This window comes from Amycolatopsis sp. Poz14 (genome assembly GCF_006704225.1).
Lineage (GTDB): Bacteria > Actinomycetota > Actinomycetes > Mycobacteriales > Pseudonocardiaceae > Amycolatopsis > Amycolatopsis nivea.
The window spans coordinates 298,993-314,166 of the sequence record NZ_JACLHD010000001.1 but is presented as its reverse complement, the minus strand read 5'-3'; the positions used below and the strand labels follow the sequence as shown (position 1 = coordinate 314,166).

Below are 15,174 nucleotides of genomic sequence, written 5' to 3'. Positions count from 1 at the left end.
GTGCACCCGGTCCTAGAACTGCTCACCACCCGAATCGCCGAAGGCAGCGTGCCCGGGCAGCGAGCAGACGGCCGCCGGCTTGCGCTTGCCGTCGAGGGCGGCAGCAGTCGCGGCACGTACTCCAGCGGGATGGTGTTGGCGCTCGAAGAACTCGGGGCCGCCAGCGCGTTCGACGACGTCTACGGTGCCTCCGCCGGTGCGCTCAACGCGGCGTGGCTGTTGTGCGGCCGCTCCCGGACCGGCGTGCGGACGTGGTGGAATCCGGCCGTCATGCGGCGGATCATCAACCCGCTGCACACCTTGCGCGGCCGGGCGGTGATCGATCTCGAGTATCTCGTGCACCAGGTCTACTCGGTGCTCGAACCGATGGATTTCCCCGCGATACTGGCGAATCCGGTCGGCTTCCATCCGCTCGCCACCGACGCCGACACTGGCGAGTCGACTGATCTGCGTCCGTTCATCGAGGACGTCGACGGGATCAAAACAGCGCTCGCGGCGTCGTCATGCATGCCGGTGTTGGCTGGGCCGCCGATTGCGATGGGTGGGCGGCGGTTCGTGGACGCGGGGATCGCCGAGCCGTTGCCGTTTCGTACCGCGCTCGCGCAGGGGGCGACGGACGTGCTGGTGTTGCGGACCCGGCGCGAGGACGAGCATCCGGTGCCTCCGCCGCGGGTGCAGGATGTGGTGGTGCCCCGGTTTCTCCGGAGGCACGCGCCGGGCACCATCGATGCTTGGCGGACGCAGTATCACCGGGATCTGGAGGACGAGCGCCAGTTGCAGGAAGATCCGCGGCTGGCGAGTGTGCGGCCGCCCGCTGGTGCGCCGGATGTTGTGGTGCTGGAACGGGATCCGGCTGTGCTGCGGCGTGCGGTGGAGTTGGGGCGGGACGCGGTTTACGCGGCGCTGGAAGGTTTGCGCAGGGCGTCGTGACTACGGGAGCGGACCGTCAGTCGTTGGGCGGCAAGGGAAACGGCGAGGTAGAGCAAGATTGAAGCGCTGCCGAGGCCGCGGGTGGAATTGACTGCGTCGACGGCGAAGTCCAGTCCTAAGTGGATGCCGAAGGAAATCAGCCACAGAGCGACGGTCAGCCAATTGCCTTGCCGCCACAGGTTTCCGTCGGAGTGCCAGATTCGCATGGTGTATCCGCGGGCTATGCCGAAGCCGCCAGCTGCCACGAAACTGGTGGCTAGCAACAGGATCGCCGCTGAGGTCGGGCTGGTTGTCGCGATGGCGAACCCGAGTGAGGCGGTGCCCAGTGCGCTGATGACGAGCAGGACTACCGGCGGGCGGTCGGCGCGGCGGGCTTGCAGTTGTCGCCAGATCAGCCAGGTCAGGACGACCAGGCCGATCAGGATGTTGTCGAAGGTGTTCGGCACGGGGACCACAGTGCCGGGCCGGGGCCGTCCCGCGCCTCCACCCGGGGGTGGAGGCCGGGTGGGAAAACCCTGTCAGGCCTGCGGTTTGCGGGCCACACCGCCGATCACGCGCGACTCCGACGGCGCCTTCGCGAACACTGTGTCGGCGTCCGGATGCCACGCCGGCGCGTACACCAGGCCCGGTTCGAGCAGCGGCCAGCCGCCGAAGAAACGCTCGAACTCCGCCTTCGTGCGCAGGATGCCCGGGTTCGTCGTCGACTCGTAGTACTTGATGATGTCGACCAGCGCCTGGCGTTCGTTGTCGTCCACCGGGTTTTCGTTGGTCATCTGGGAAAGAACGAGCAACGAACCCGGCGCGAGCTGCTTGCGGTAGAACTCGAGGATGCCGTCCGGGTCCTGTTCGTCCTTGATGAAGTGCAGCACCGCGTTGACGATCAGCGCCACCGGCTGCCGGACGTCGATCACGTGCGAATCGGCGACCCGGTCCCACAATTCGGCGGGCTGCAGGAGGTCGGCGGCCATCGCCTGGTGCCGGTCCTCGTCCGCGGTGTCGGCGAGCAGCACCTGCGAATGCGCGAGCGCCACCGGCTCGTTGTCCAGGTACAGCACGGAAGTGTCGTGCTCCGGGCGTTCGTCGTCGGCCACCTCGTGCACGTTGCCCGCGGTGGGCAGGCCGGAGCCGATGTCGACGAACTGCCGGATGCCCTCGCGCACGCACTGGCGCACCGCGCGGCCGAGGAACTGCCTGCTGGTGCGGCAGTACTCGCCCATCAGCGGCAGCCGTTCGCGCACCTTCTCGGCGAACATCCGGTCGATCGCGTAGTTGGTGGTGCCGCCGATGAAGTAGTCGTAGACACGGGCCGCCGACGGCCGGTCCAGACTGGCTTCCACCGCGCGCAGTGCTTCGTCCTGTGTGCTCATCGCCGTCCTCACGCTCGCCCTGGCGCTCATGCTAACCATGGCGCCCGGGTCAGCTCGGCCGGTAGGACTCCCGGTAGGCGTTGACCGACGCCGTCAGCTGGTCCATCGCGGCGCGCATCCGGCCCAGTTCGGCGTTGTCCAGGTTCATCGCCGCTCCGACGTGCGGCGGGATCCGTTCCGCCTTGGCGCGCAAGGCGGATCCCTGCCCGGTCAGCCGGATGCGGACCGAGCGCTCGTCGTCGGACTGGCGTTCGCGCTTGATCAGCCCGGCCTTCTCCAGCCGCTTGAGCAGCGGCGACAGCGTGCCGGAGTCGAGGTTCAGCGCTGAGCCGAGTTCCTTGACCTGCTGCTCGTCCTGCTGCCACAGCGCGAGCATCACCAGGTACTGCGGATACGTGAGGTCGAGCGGTTCCAGCAGCGCGCGATAGAGCGCGGTGACCGCCCGGGAGGCCGAGTACAGGCCGAAGCACAGCTGGTCGTCAAGCAGCAGCGAGCCGGTTTCGCCGGCGTCTGGGCTGGTCATCGGTCGCCTCCCGCGAGTTTCTCCTGCCAGCTCTCCATCCTCTCTCGGCTGGGCCGCGAGGGCAACTCAAGTGCTCTAGATCTCATTGAGCAACATTGAGTTGTGCACAACTAAGTTGAGAGCTATGTTTGTGCGGTCCGACCGATCCGCTACCGGAGGAAGCCATGACCGCGAACCCGCAGAACCTCGTCCTCGAACCGGCCGCCCAGGCGTTCGCCGAGGCCGCTGACCAGCCTCCGTACCTGTTCCAGCTCCCGCCCGCCGAGGGCCGCAAGGCGGTCGACGGCGTCCAGGACGGCGACGTCGAACTCGCCCCCGCCGACATCGAGTCGCTGACCGTCCCGGGCGGGCCGAACGGCGACGTCGAGGTCCGGATCGTCAAGCCTCAGGACGTCACTGGGGACCTGCCGGTGCTCGTCTACATCCACGGGGCCGGCTGGGTCTTCGGCGATTTCCACACCCACGAGCGGCTCGTCCGCGAACTCGCCGCCGGAACCGGCGCGGCTGTCGTTTTCCCGGAATACAGCCGTTCGCCCGAGGTCCGCTACCCCGTCGCGATCGAAGAGAACTACGCCGCCGTTAAGTGGGTTGTCCAGCACGGTGCGGAGAAGGGGCTCGACACCACGCGAATCGCGATCGCGGGCGACTCCGTCGGCGGAAACATGACCGCGGCGCTGACGCTGATGGCGAAAGAGCGCGGTGACGTGAAGTTCCTGCAGCAGGTGCTGTTCTACCCGGTCACTGACGCTTCGTTCGACACCGAGTCGTACACCAAGTTCGCCGACGGTTACTTCCTAAGCCGCGAAGGCATGAAGTGGTTCTGGGACCAGTACACGACCGACGAAGCGCAGCGTGCCGAGATCACCGCTTCGCCGCTTCGCGCCACTGTGGAGCAGTTGACCGGACTGCCGCCGGCCCTCGTGATCACCGGCGAGGCGGACGTCCTTCGCGACGAGGGCGAGGCGTACGCCGCGAAGCTGCGTCAGGCGGGCGTGCCGGTGACGGCGGTTCGGTACCAGGGCGTGATCCACGACTTCGTGATGGTGAACGCGCTTCGTGAAACGCACGCGGCGGAAGCGGCGATCACTCAAGCGATCACGGTGCTGCGCGGCGCATTCGGCAACTAATCAGGGACGAACGGGCAATCCTGAGGTTTCGCTGAGTTTGTCGGGGCCATTCCGGCGTGATCGCCGTCACGTGATCACAACGAGGGTGGCCCCTCAAACGTATCTAGAGCAGCGGGTCCCGCCTTTCGGGCGCGCGATCGGTCCTGGAGGTTTCCCGTGCACCTGAGCGCAATCAGGTTGGATTCGCCCGTCATGCTCGCGGTGATCGGCGTGCTCGCGCTCCTCGCGGTCGTCTCGGTCCCGTGGTTTTGGGACAAATGGCGCAAGCGCAAGCAGATCGGCCGCAGTGCGACGGTGGTTGTCGCGCTGTGTCTCGTGATCGTCACCCTTGGCTTGACCGGCAACATGATCGGCGGATTCTTCCCGACGCTCGGCTCGTTGCTCGGGACCGGCGCGTTCGCCGCCGAGGGCATCGACGTCGAGGGCGGCGACAACGGCGTCGATCTCGGCCGGGCGCGCGACCTCGGCGTGGCGCACGCGCGGGTCGGCAAGGGGACCATCGCGCACGTGACGGTGACCGGCCGGCGCACCGGCCTGACCCGCGACGTGACGGTTTACCTTCCGCCGCAGTACTTCCAGCATCCGTACAAGGCGATGCGGTTCCCGGCGATCATCTGGATCCCGAACTACCCGTCCGGCCCCGAGGTCACCACCGCCCCGATCGGGTACCACCTGCCCGAACAGCTTGACGCGGCGATTTCGAAGCATCTCCTGCCGCCGGTGGTCGTGCTGATCCCGGACCCGACCGGAACGCCGAAAATCGGCCACGACACCGAATGCGTCGACGAGGTCAACGGAAGTCCCAACGACACCTATTTGTCCGCGGACGTCCGGGAATGGGGAATCCAGCGTCTCGGCCTCAATCCGGACCGCCGGGCGTGGACGATCGCGGGCTGGTCGTCCGGCGGCTATTGCGCGCTGAACCTCGTGACGCGGCATCCGCAGTGGTACGCGCAGGCGGCGAGCGTGAGCGGCTACGAAAAGGCGCAAGTGGACGGTGAAACCGAGAACCTTTTCCGCGGCCGCAAGGACATCGAGGACGCGAACAACGTCAAGATCACCCTCCGGCAGCACCCGGCCCCGCTGGAACTGCTCGCGATCTCCGGCGAGAAGGAACAGAACGAAAGCCGGGCGGTCGACCAAATGCGCGCCGCCGCGCAGCCGCCGGTGCAGTTCACGACATGGCGGATCCCGGACGCGGGGCACAACATGAACACGTTCAAGGCGCAGCTGCCGGACGTGCTGACGTGGATCGGGCAGCGGATCCCCGGCCCGTCGGCTCCTGGGCAGCGGGCCGACGTGACCGGCGGGGTGAAGCCGTGGCCGTTGCCGAGCACGGGCGCGCGGGGCGCGCTGACCTCGGTGGAGCAGTGACGCTCAGCGGATCCCGGGAAGGTGCTTGACCACTTCGGTGACCTGGGTTTCGGCGTCGTCGTAGCTGACCGTGCGGGGATTCTCGGTGAGGACGACGACGATGTAGCGGTTGTCCTTGACCAGGCCCGAGGTGTGCAGGATGCGCCCGGGATTGCAGCAGGACCAGCCTTGTTTGACCGCCCAGTGCACGTCGCCGAGAGCGTCCGGGATGCCGAAGTACTGGCGGAATCCGTCGGCTCCGTTTTCGGTGGCCTCGCCGAGGGCCTGGAGAATCGTCGTGCGCTGCTCAGCCGGTGCCCGGTCCATCAGGTAGCGGTAGACGCGCGTGACGTCGGCGGCGGTGATTTCGGTGTCGCCCCAGCGTCCCGGTGCCTTGGGCGGCCTCGTTTCGGCGAGGCCCATTTCGGTCACCGCTTCGTGGACGATCCTCGTCTCGCCGCCCGCGACCCACAGCTGGCTGGCGGTGTCGTCGTCGCTGCGGGAGAGCATTTCCCGCACGGTTCCCGGACTGCTGCCGCGGTCGAGTGCGTCGAGGGCGATGAGCAGCTTCACGAGGGACGCGGAGGTGTAGTGCCGGTGCGCGTCGAGGGAGACCGGGGTCGTCCCTGTGGTGCGGTCGTAGACGACCACGCTGACGTGCCCTTGCGGGACGAGCGCGGTGAGTTCGGTGTTGAGATCCGCGCCTTGCTGGGGCGCGGAGCTGCCGGTGCTCCGCTTCGGGCCGGGGGCGCTCGAGTCGGAGGCAGGCGAGATGACGCCCGGCCCGTCCGTCGGTCCGGCGGCCGTGATCACCTGCCGGTACGGCTCGGCCTCGGTGGCCAGAAACGCGATGACCGCACCGAGAACGAGACCGAGCAAAAGGAACGTGTTCGCCCTGCGCATGCCCCGACTTCCCCGATCGAGTGATCAGGGTTCGCCGAATGGGGCGACTTTGTGGGATGGCTCTCGGTACCGGCCAGTACGCGTGACGCTCGGGCGGGCTGCGGGCAAGCAGCAGTGGATCAGACCACGACGAGGCGTTCCACCAGCAGGCCGATGCGCTGTTCGGCAAACTCCCGCGGCTGCCGTCCCGCTCGGGTCAGCGTCGCGATCCCGTGCAGGGACGCCCAGAACAACTCGGTGAACAGACCCGGTGCGACGCCGTCCCCGGCGACCTCGCCGAGGGTTTCCAGCAGGGCGGCGAAGGCGTCTTTCAGCTGCTCCGGGGTGTCGTCCTGCGCGAACGCGAGGCCGCCGTCGAGCTGGAAGATGGCGTCGTAGACCGCCGGGTGGTGCTCGGCGAAGTCGAGGTACGCGCGGGCGAGAGCGGTGACCCGGGCGCGCGGATCGGTCACGCCGAGGGTCGCGGCCCGCACCGCAGCCGCCAGTTCGGCGGCTCCTTCGAGCGCGACCGCGCCGATGATCTCGCGCTTGCCGCGGAAGTGGCTGTAGAGCACGGGCTGGCTGTACTCGATGCGCTCGGCGAGCCTGCGGGTGGTGACCGCGTCCCAGCCCTGCTGCTCGGCGAGCTCACGGGCCGTCGCGACGATGAGGCGCTCGCGTTCCGCCTGTTCGCGCTGTTTGCGTGTGTGGACCGACATGAGCTGAGTCTAGCACTGCTAGACAACCGAGCGGCAGTAGTACTAGCATCGACTCATCAGCTAGCAACGCTAGATTTTGGGAAGGTCATCATGCTCAGCGCACTCGCGGTCTGCACCATCGTGGTCGTCGGCGTGATGGTGGGGGTCGAGTTTTCCGTCGCCTTCGTCATCAACGCGATCCTCAACGGGCTCCCGGACGACAGCAATCAGCAAGGCCGCTCCCACGGCGGCCGGATGCTCGGCGCCCTCATGCCGTTCTGGTACATCGGTTCGCTCGTCTTGAGCGCGATCTGGGCGATCGCCGCGTGGGGCCGACCCGGCACCAGTCTTGTCGTGATCGGAGCCGGACTGCTGGTGGTGAGCGTGCTGATGTCGATCCTGCTGCTCGTCCCGATCAACAACCGCGGCAAGACGTGGACGTCGGAGAACCGGCCCGCGGACTGGAAAGAGCAGATGAAGCGGTGGGACCGCTACCACTACGCGCGGGTCGCGATCATCATCGCCGCCTTCGCCCTGCTGGTCGCCGCGCTCGTCTGAGCCGGTGCCCCACGGGGTCACCGCGTGGCTCAGCAGCCTCACCAGCCCCGATCTTGCCCGGCGGCGCGTCCGGGACGGCCGGATTCGGGTTTCGGCCCGGTTTCGGCGGGGGTATTCCTTCAGGGTTGACCCACCGTCATCTCGGTACGGGAAGGACTGGAGTCATGGTTCGTGCGCATCGAGCCCGCGTTCGGGTGGAAGGGCTGCAGCCCGCCCAGGTGCTGGCCGTTCTGCTCGGAGTCCTGTTTCTCGCCTACGGCATCATCGGGCTCGTGAAGTCCGGGTTCGGGGATTTCACCGGACACGGTGTCACTTTGTGGCGGTTTTCCGCCAATCCGCTGAACAACGTCGTCCACGTGGTGACCGGCGTGATCGGCCTGCTGCTCGCTTTGGGTTCCGGCCGCGCGCGGACGTTCGGCTGGCTGCTCTTCATCGGCTACGGCGCGCTGTTCGTCTGGGGTCTGATGCTGACCGGGATGATCTCGGTCAATCCGGTGTCCGGCCTCGGCAACCCGCTGAACATCGGCGACGCGGACAACTGGCTGCACCTCGGCATCGCCGTCCTGGGCCTGCTGACCGCGGTTCTCCCGGCACGGCACGGGGTTCTGCTTCCGGAGGACGAGGAACCCGTCGACGTCGACCCGGCTGTCCAGCCCCGTCGACACGAGCCCGGCGGGCATGGCTTGGCCCACTAGTCAGTCCACAGTGGAGTAACCGGGATCGTTTGCCGGGCATTTCCGGCAGCGATCCCGGCTTATTCCGTGGGGTCTTCCAGCGCCCGATCCACCAACCGCCGTGCCGCCCCGAGGTACTGCGCCGGGTCTAGCAGACCGGCCAGCGTTGTTGCGTCGACGGCGCTGGTGATCTCCGGCGTGTCCGCCAGAATCTCCGACAGCGGACGGTTTTCCTCAATCGCGCGCCGGGAAACAGCGCCCAGCACTTCTTTCGCGCGGGCCTTGCCCAGCTTCGGCGCCAGCGCGGCCGACAGTCGTTCCGAGACGATCAACCCATTGGTCAGCGCGAGGTTCTTCTGCATGCGGTCCGCGTGAATGTCCAGCCCTCGCACCAAATCCACGGCCGTATGGGTGGCGCCGCCGGTCAGGCGCAGACACTCGCGCAGCAGCTGCCACTCGGCCTGCCAGACGCCAGCCGAACGCTCGTCCTCCGCCAGGCCGGACTGTGTAACTCCCGCCGCCAGCACCGGTACTTGCAGCGCCGCCGACCGGATCAACGCCGACTGCACCGGGTTTTGCTTGTGCGGCATCGCCGAAGACCCGCCGCCGGTCGCCTCGGTCGCTTCGCCGATCTCGGTGCGGGCGAGGACCTGAACGTCGACCGCGATTTTGCCCAACGCCGTCGTCGCGCCAGCCAACGCGGACACCAGTTCCGCCACCGGTGCGCGATCCGCGTGCCAGGGCAAGATCGGTGCGGTCAAACCGGTTTCCTCGGCGAAGGCGGCGACCAACCGTTCCGCATAGTCGGCGGTGCCGTCGCCGTACTGGACGTACGCGGCCAACGTTCCTGCTGCGCCACCAAGCGAGACCGGTAGTCGGAGCTCAGCGATCCGGCGCGCGGATTCGTGGACGCCCTGCCGCCAGATCGCCGCTTTCAGGCCAAACGTCGTCGGAACCGCGTGGGCGGTGAGGGTGCGTCCGGGCATGACCGTCTCGCGGTGCGTACGTGCCAACTCGGCGAGCGTGTCCGCGATCGCTGCCAGGTCCGCGGTGATCAGCCGCAGAACGTCGCGCGCGACCGACATCATCGCCGTGTCGACGATGTCCTGGCTGGTCGAGCCGCGATGCACGTAATCGGCGTCGTCCGGGACTTTGGCGGACAGCGTGCGCACCAAGCTGACCACCGGGTTTCCGGTCGCACGCGCGTCGCGGGCCAGTTGGACGACGTCGAGTTCGCCCTCGCCCAGCGCCCGGGCGGCTGCGGTGATGCGCTCGGCTGCCTCGGACGGGACCGTGCCGAGCCGCGCCTGCGCCCGTGCGAGCGCGGCCTCCGCTGCCAACATAGCGGCGGCGAAGGCCCGGTCACCGGTCCCCGCTTCGGCCGGGGTTCCGGCGCGCACCGGGGAGAGCAGGCCGGAATCAGGATCGGCGGTCATGTGGTCCAGCATCGCACGCCGGGTGCTTTCGGGAGGGGTGGCCGCTGACCGCTCGCAGCACGGGTGGTGGCAGGACGGGCTTTCGCTGACCAGCTCCGACGGCAATCGCACTGCCGCCGACCACTGGCGCGCGACGGCCGGATGCGGACGGCGCGACCTAGCCACAGGCGGCAGCAAGCACGGCTCGGTGTCGCAGTGCGACTCGACCGACGCACGCGGCGTGCGGACGGCTGGGCGTCGGCTGCGCGACTCAACTGAGGTGGCGGCGAGCGCATGGCTGGGTGTCGGCGCGTGGACGATTGGCCTCGACGGCGCCGCCTAGCCACTGTCGGCCGCGTGTGGACGGCTGAATGTCGACGCGTGACTTGGCTGAGCGCACTGCGCGTGGACGATTCACCGTCGACGGTGCCACCCAGTCAAAGTTGGCCGCGTGTGGACGGCTGAATGTCGACGCGTGACTCGGCCGAAGCGCACAGCGCGCGAACTACTGGGCGTCGGCGGCGCGCCCCAGCCGAAGGCGGCGGCTGGTGTCGGGGCGATCGACTCGGCCGAAGCGCGTGGCGTGCGCACGGCTAGGCGTCGAAGGCGCGACGCAGCCACAACTGGCCGCGCACGAACAACCGGATGCCGCCAAGACTCAGCCGGAGCCGTCGACGAAAGCGCTGTCCGAACGGTCGCCGCTCACCCGCGAGCAAGCCGTGACCTCATAGGATCGCCTCCACTCTGGACTCGAGCCAAGCTCCAGGCCATGTCGCCGCCTCACTCCTCATCAGACGTGGCCGAAACACCAAGCGTCACCTTCACCGGCCAGTGGCTCCGTCAGTCACCTCCCTCAGCAAGTCCGCGTGCCCGTTGTGCCGCGCATACTCCGCGATCATCGACAGCAGCATCCACCGCAGCGAGAACGGCTCTCCCGTGGTCTTCCCGACCCCCTGCGCGTCCAGCGACGAAGCCCCTGCCACGATCTCCCGGCTCCGGGCGCACTCCTCGCGCCACAAAGCCAGTGCCTCGTCGAAATCCCCGTCCAGGCGGTCGAAGTCCTGGTTCGGGTCGTCGTCCGAGTAGTGCAGCAGCGGGACGTCCTCGCCGGCGAACTGGATGCGGAACCACCATCGTTCGCAGCCCGCCAGGTGCCGGACCAGGCCGTGGAGCGACATTGTGGACGGCGGCACCGCGCGCGCCGACACGGCTTCCTGGCTCAGGCCCGCGCACTTCAGCGCCAGGGTTTCGCGGTGCCACTCCAGATAGGCCAGCAGCGTCGAGTGTTCGTCGGCGACGCGGGGGATAGGCGGGCGGTCGCTTTCGGCCACCTTGGACAGATGCTTCGGGGTCGTTGTCATGAGACGAGCGTCTCACCCGCCACCGACAATTTTCGGCGCCGTCCCGTCGCATCGGGTGCACGGGACACCGTCCGCGCGCAGCAGTGGGCTAGACCACATGGCGGGGGTGGGTAGCCGCAGAATCCGTTCCTGTCGATGCGGAATTCAGGTGAATTCCGGTGTTGATCAGCACACTCAGGCACGGTTTCCGGACGGTGTTGTCGCTCCGTCAGAGGTATCGTGATCGGCATTCCGGGGATTAATCTTCTCGGCGGCCCGTGAACTCCCGCTACACCGAACAGCGGATGCTTCGCGGGGCCGGACGCACTAATGAAACGGTGAATACAGCGCCATGGTCGGAGCGAGTGTGCCGATGGTCGAGTTGTCGATGTACAGCCACGCCGGTGGTCAACTCGACCGGCTGTGCCGGGCAGTGGGATTTGATCCCGAAGAACGCCGTCACCTGGAACTTCTCCGGTTGTTGCTCGGGGAGTCCGGGGAAATGACCGTCGACGCTCCGGCGCAGTTCCCGTGCAATGTGGCGGACGACACTACGCCGGTGGAATTCTCGGTCGCATTCGACGCCAATGGCGAATGTGTGGTACGGGTTCTGGGCGAGACCGTCGGGGCTCCGGACCCGCGCTCCTTCCTCGCTCAGGTGGCGGGCGAATACGGCCTGGTCACCGACCGGCTCGACGCGGTGGCCGACCTCTTCCTCCCGCACGAGGAGCGCCGCGGGCCGTTCACGCTCTGGTACTCGCTGATCTTCCGCAACGGTGCCGCGCCGAAGATCAAGGTGTACCTGAACCCGCAGATCAGCGGGTCGACCATGGCGGATTCCCTGGTCAGCGAGGGGTTCCGGCGGCTGAATCTCGGCGAGGCGTTCGACCCGGTGGTCGAGCACGCGCTGCGCCGCGGCGAGCGCGACAACTTCACCTTCTTCGCGCTCGACCTCGACGACGACCCGCTGTCCCGGGTCAAGGTCTACGTCTCGCACGACGCCGCCGAGACCGAGGACGCGGTGCGCGCGGCGGAGCTGGTGCCGGGCACGGACCCGATGCTGATCCGGGAGTTCCTCGCCGTGCTCGGCGGCGGAAAAGGTCCGTTCGAAGGTCGCCCGCTGGTTTCCAGTTATTCATTTGTCGAGGGTATGGGCGGCACCCCGGGAAACTACAGTCTTTACCTCCCGATTCGGAGTTACGTACCGGACGACGAGGTGGCCCGTGCGCGCGTGCACGCCATTCTCGCGCAATACGACTTCGACCCGACACAACTGGACAAAGCGCTGGCAGCGGTTTCGGAAAGGCCGCTGCGTGACGGCGTCGGGCTGATCGCGCACGTGTCGCTGAGAATGGGCGAGTTCGGCTCCGGAATCACCGTCTACCTGTCCTCCGAGGCTTATGCGGTAGCGCCGCCGAGAAAGCGGCCGGTGCTCGGCCGGATGACCTGACGCGGTAGTTTTCGGCTGTCACCCACAACTGGAGGAAATACCCTGATGCGGACCTTCCCGCCGTACCGCTCCCAAGTCGTCGCCGAAATTCCGGTCACCACGCGTGCCGAGCGGGAGCAAGCACTCGCCGCGGCGGGCTACAACGCCTTCAACCTGCCCGCGAACAAGGTCAGCATCGACCTGCTCACCGACTCCGGCACCGGCGCGGTCTCGACCCGGCAGGAGGCCGCTGCGGCCGCCGCGGACCGCTCCTACGCCGGGTCGGACTCGTTCTACCGCTTCCGCGACGCGCTGAGCGACCTCACCGGATACCCGCACCTCCTGCCGGTGCACCAGGGCCGCGCGGCCGAGCGCGTGCTGTTCTCCAGCGTGCTCGAAAGCGGCCGGATCTCGGTCAGCAACACGCACTTCGACACCACCCGCGCGAACGTCGAACTGCTCGGCGCCGAGGCGATCGACCTGCCCTGCGCGGAGTTCGGCGACCTCGACAGCCTCGAACCGTTCAAGGGCAACATCGACCTGGACGCACTGGAACGCCTGCTGACCGGCCCGGACGGCAACCGCGTCGGCCAGGTCCTGCTCACCATCACCAACAACGGCGGCGGCGGACAGCCGGTCTCGATGGCGAACCTGGCCGCGGCGGCGAAGCTCGCGCGGACGCACGGTGTGCCGGTTTTCCTTGACGCGGCGCGGTTCGCGGAGAACGCGTGGCTGGTCATCCAGCGCGAGCCGGGTTACGCGGACAAGACGCCGCGCGAGGTCGCGCGAGAGGCGTTCGGCCTGGTCGACGGCTGTGTCGCGAGCCTGAAGAAGGACGGCATCTCGCCGATGGGCGCGTTCATCGGCCTGACCGATCCGGACCTCGCCCAGACCTGCGAAACCAACCTGATCGCCACCGAAGGCTTCCGCACCTACGGCGGGCTCGCGGCGCACGACCTCGACCGCGTCGCGAAGGGCCTTCAGGAAGTCGTCGACCCGCACTACCTCGCCGCGCGCGCGGGAGAGGCGTCTCGGCTCGCGAGGCAGGCCAACGAGGCCGGGGTGGACATCGTGCAGCCGCCGGGCATCCACGCGCTCTACCTCAACGCGGGACGCCTGCTGCCGCATCTGTCCGCCTCGCGGTTCCCGGGCCACTCGCTGGCTTGCGAGCTGTACCTGGCGGGCGGAATCCGGTGCGTGGAACTGGGTTCGCTCTACCTCGGCACGCTCGACGAGCAGAACGAGCTGATCACCCCGGCCCCGTTCGAGCTGGTCCGGATGGCGCTGCCGCGGCGCGTGTACAGCCAGGGCCACTACGACTACGTGGCCGAAATCCTCGGCGACATCGCGAAAAACCCGGAGCAGGTGCCCGGCTACCGGATCGTGGAAGCGCCGAAGATCCTGCGGCACTTCAATCTCCGGATGGCCCCGGTGCACTGAGGACAGACGAACGAGGGGGCTCCCCGCGCCGGGAACCCCCTCGCTGGTCGGAAAGCCCGGCTCAGGCGGGTTGCGGAACCACCGTCATCGCGTGCTTCACCAGCCGGATCAGCGCGATCTTGCTCGAATCCCGCTGCCGCGCGTCGCACATCACGATCGGGACGCCGTCGGGCACCACGAGCGCCTCGCGGATCTCGTCGGCGGTGTAGCGCGGCGCGTTGTCGAAGCAGTTCACCGCCACGACGAACGGGATCTTCCGCCGCTCGAAGAAGTCGACCGCCGCGAAGCTGGTCTCCAGGCGGCGCGTGTCGACCAGCACGACGGTGCCGATCGCGCCGCGCGCCAGGTCGTCCCACATGAACCAGAACCGTTCCTGGCCAGGGGTGCCGAACAGGTACAGCACGTGCCGCGGCGAGATGGTGATCCGGCCGAAGTCGAGCGCGACCGTGGTGGTCTTCTTCTGCTCCACTCCGGACAGGTCGTCGACGCCGGTGCTCGCCTCGGTGAGCACCTCCTCGGTGGACAGCGGCGGGATTTCGCTGACCGAGGCGACCATGGTGGTCTTCCCGGCGCCGAACCCGCCCGCGACGATGATCTTGACCGGGGTCGGCACCGACGCCGCGGCGTCTTCAGAGCTTGATGAGGCCATCGAGAACCGCCTGGAGAGTTTCGTGGTCCGGCACCTGGGCCGGCTGACGGGACGGGGCGCGGGTGATGACGAGACCGCGGTCGATCAGGTCCCCGCACAGCACGCGCACGACGCCGAGCGGCAGCTTCACGTACACCGCGATCTCGGCCACCGACAAGGGTCTGCGGCACAGCTGCGTGATCGCCAGGTGCTCCGGGCCGAGCCCGACCGGGTCCGATCCCTGCTGCAGGGTCATCACCTGGGTGGAAAGGTCGAGCTGGTGTTCGGACGGGGTCCGTCCGCTCGTGATCGTGTACGGCCGGACCAGGGGTCCGGCGGCCTCGTCGTACCAGCCGTCGTCGCTCATGTCGCCTCCCGCAGCAGGTTCGCGGCCTCGCGCGGCGCCGACGCCAGGTAGTCGCCGACGCGCTTGACCAGCCGGTTCATCTCGTACGCGATCATTTCGACATCGATGTCCGCGCCGGCGAGCACGGCGAGGCACGCGCCCTGCCCCGCCGCCGAGACGAACAGGTACCCGCGTTCCATCTCGATCATGTTCTGCAGCACCGGCCCGCGGTTGAACTGCCTGCTCACCCCTTTGGCGAGGCTCTGCAGGCTCGACGCGATGGCCGAGAGCTGGTCCGAGTCGTCCTTGCTCATCCCGGACGACTTGCCGAGCAGCAGGCCGTCGGCGGACAGCACGATGGCGTTCTGCGCGCCGACGACGCGGTTGACGACGTCGTCGAGCAGCCAATTGAGATCAGGGGTGGAATTCCCGTACTCGTTCATGCGGACAGACCCTGACTTTCG

At 68.0% G+C, this 15,174-nt stretch carries 18 protein-coding genes; 8 read left to right on the top strand and 10 right to left on the bottom strand.

Annotated elements, in window-relative coordinates:
- Positions 1-930 (top strand): patatin family protein, encoded by a 930-nt coding sequence (locus FKO37_RS01650; protein ID WP_238603548.1) that lies wholly within the window; start codon positions 1-3, stop codon positions 928-930.
- Here the strand turns inward: FKO37_RS01650 and FKO37_RS01645 are convergent.
- From FKO37_RS01645 to FKO37_RS01635, 3 genes are all read right to left on the bottom strand, one after another.
- Positions 894-1,376, bottom strand: a complete 483-nt coding sequence (locus FKO37_RS01645) for a hypothetical protein (protein WP_238603547.1) — start codon at positions 1,374-1,376, stop codon at positions 894-896. The two genes, FKO37_RS01650 and FKO37_RS01645, sit on opposite strands and share 37 nt — an antisense overlap.
- 72 nt (positions 1,377-1,448) lie before the next feature.
- Positions 1,449-2,297, bottom strand: a complete 849-nt coding sequence (locus tag FKO37_RS01640; RefSeq protein WP_037807331.1) for an SAM-dependent methyltransferase — start codon at positions 2,295-2,297, stop codon at positions 1,449-1,451.
- 49 nt (positions 2,298-2,346) lie between these two features.
- Entirely contained in the window at positions 2,347-2,820 is a 474-nt protein-coding gene (locus FKO37_RS01635; RefSeq protein ID WP_037807333.1) for a MarR family winged helix-turn-helix transcriptional regulator, read from the bottom strand.
- A 164-nt stretch (positions 2,821-2,984) separates the two neighbouring features.
- On the opposite strand from FKO37_RS01635, the gene FKO37_RS01630 reads away from it, so the two are divergent.
- Both FKO37_RS01630 and FKO37_RS01625 read left to right on the top strand, forming a co-directional pair.
- The gene (locus FKO37_RS01630; protein WP_238603546.1) at positions 2,985-3,947 is read left to right on the top strand and encodes an alpha/beta hydrolase; all 963 of its coding nucleotides are present in this window, start codon (positions 2,985-2,987) and stop codon (positions 3,945-3,947) included.
- Positions 3,948-4,139: 192 nt separating this feature from the next.
- On the top strand, positions 4,140-5,321 hold the full coding sequence (locus FKO37_RS01625; RefSeq protein WP_238603545.1) for an esterase family protein: 1,182 nt from the start codon (positions 4,140-4,142) through the stop codon (positions 5,319-5,321).
- A 3-nt stretch (positions 5,322-5,324) separates the two neighbouring features.
- Here FKO37_RS01625 and FKO37_RS01620 read toward each other — a convergent pair whose 3' ends face one another.
- Entirely contained in the window at positions 5,325-6,203 is an 879-nt protein-coding gene (locus tag FKO37_RS01620) for a hypothetical protein (protein WP_238603544.1), read from the bottom strand.
- A 119-nt stretch (positions 6,204-6,322) separates the two neighbouring features.
- Positions 6,323-6,901: a TetR/AcrR family transcriptional regulator gene (locus tag FKO37_RS01615; protein WP_037807340.1), complete on the bottom strand. Its 579-nt coding sequence runs from the start codon at positions 6,899-6,901 to the stop codon at positions 6,323-6,325.
- Between the two features lie 90 nt (positions 6,902-6,991).
- Here FKO37_RS01615 and FKO37_RS01610 point away from each other — a divergent pair, with 90 nt between their 5' ends.
- Both FKO37_RS01610 and FKO37_RS01605 read left to right on the top strand, forming a co-directional pair.
- Positions 6,992-7,438 carry a DUF1772 domain-containing protein gene (locus FKO37_RS01610; RefSeq protein WP_037807342.1) on the top strand — a complete coding sequence of 149 codons (447 nt, stop codon included), beginning with the start codon at positions 6,992-6,994 and terminating at the stop codon, positions 7,436-7,438.
- Positions 7,439-7,602: 164 nt separating this feature from the next.
- The gene (locus tag FKO37_RS01605) at positions 7,603-8,133 is read left to right on the top strand and encodes a DUF4383 domain-containing protein (protein WP_037807344.1); all 531 of its coding nucleotides are present in this window, start codon (positions 7,603-7,605) and stop codon (positions 8,131-8,133) included.
- 59 nt (positions 8,134-8,192) lie between these two features.
- Here FKO37_RS01605 and pcaB read toward each other — a convergent pair whose 3' ends face one another.
- Positions 8,193-9,548, bottom strand: a complete 1,356-nt coding sequence (gene pcaB, locus FKO37_RS01600) for a 3-carboxy-cis,cis-muconate cycloisomerase (protein WP_238603543.1) — start codon at positions 9,546-9,548, stop codon at positions 8,193-8,195.
- On the opposite strand from pcaB, the gene FKO37_RS01595 reads away from it, so the two are divergent.
- Positions 9,547-9,870, top strand: coding sequence for a hypothetical protein (locus FKO37_RS01595; protein WP_238603542.1), 324 nt, complete (start codon positions 9,547-9,549; stop codon positions 9,868-9,870). The two genes, pcaB and FKO37_RS01595, sit on opposite strands and share 2 nt — an antisense overlap.
- Positions 9,871-10,348: 478 nt before the next feature.
- Here FKO37_RS01595 and FKO37_RS01590 read toward each other — a convergent pair whose 3' ends face one another.
- On the bottom strand, positions 10,349-10,888 hold the full coding sequence (locus FKO37_RS01590; protein WP_238603541.1) for a DinB family protein: 540 nt from the start codon (positions 10,886-10,888) through the stop codon (positions 10,349-10,351).
- Between the two features lie 331 nt (positions 10,889-11,219).
- Between FKO37_RS01590 and FKO37_RS01585 the strand changes: the two genes are divergently transcribed.
- Entirely contained in the window at positions 11,220-12,317 is a 1,098-nt protein-coding gene (locus FKO37_RS01585) for a tryptophan dimethylallyltransferase family protein (protein WP_238603540.1), read from the top strand.
- Positions 12,318-12,362: 45 nt separating this feature from the next.
- Positions 12,363-13,736 carry a tryptophanase gene (locus tag FKO37_RS01580; RefSeq protein ID WP_238603539.1) on the top strand — a complete coding sequence of 458 codons (1,374 nt, stop codon included), beginning with the start codon at positions 12,363-12,365 and terminating at the stop codon, positions 13,734-13,736.
- A gap of 61 nt (positions 13,737-13,797) precedes the next feature.
- On the opposite strand, the gene FKO37_RS01575 is transcribed toward FKO37_RS01580, so the two are convergent.
- From FKO37_RS01575 to FKO37_RS01565, 3 genes are read right to left on the bottom strand one after another with little or no spacing between them, the layout of a single operon-like run.
- Complete coding sequence (locus FKO37_RS01575) at positions 13,798-14,385, bottom strand: ATP/GTP-binding protein (protein WP_009071593.1); 588 nt, start codon at positions 14,383-14,385, stop codon at positions 13,798-13,800.
- Complete coding sequence (locus FKO37_RS01570) at positions 14,366-14,731, bottom strand: DUF742 domain-containing protein (protein ID WP_037807351.1); 366 nt, start codon at positions 14,729-14,731, stop codon at positions 14,366-14,368. Before FKO37_RS01570 ends, FKO37_RS01575 begins: the two co-directional genes overlap by 20 nt.
- On the bottom strand, positions 14,728-15,153 hold the full coding sequence (locus FKO37_RS01565) for a roadblock/LC7 domain-containing protein (RefSeq protein WP_009071597.1): 426 nt from the start codon (positions 15,151-15,153) through the stop codon (positions 14,728-14,730). The genes FKO37_RS01570 and FKO37_RS01565 overlap by 4 nt, the downstream gene beginning before the upstream one ends.
- Positions 15,154-15,174: the final 21 nt, after the last annotated feature.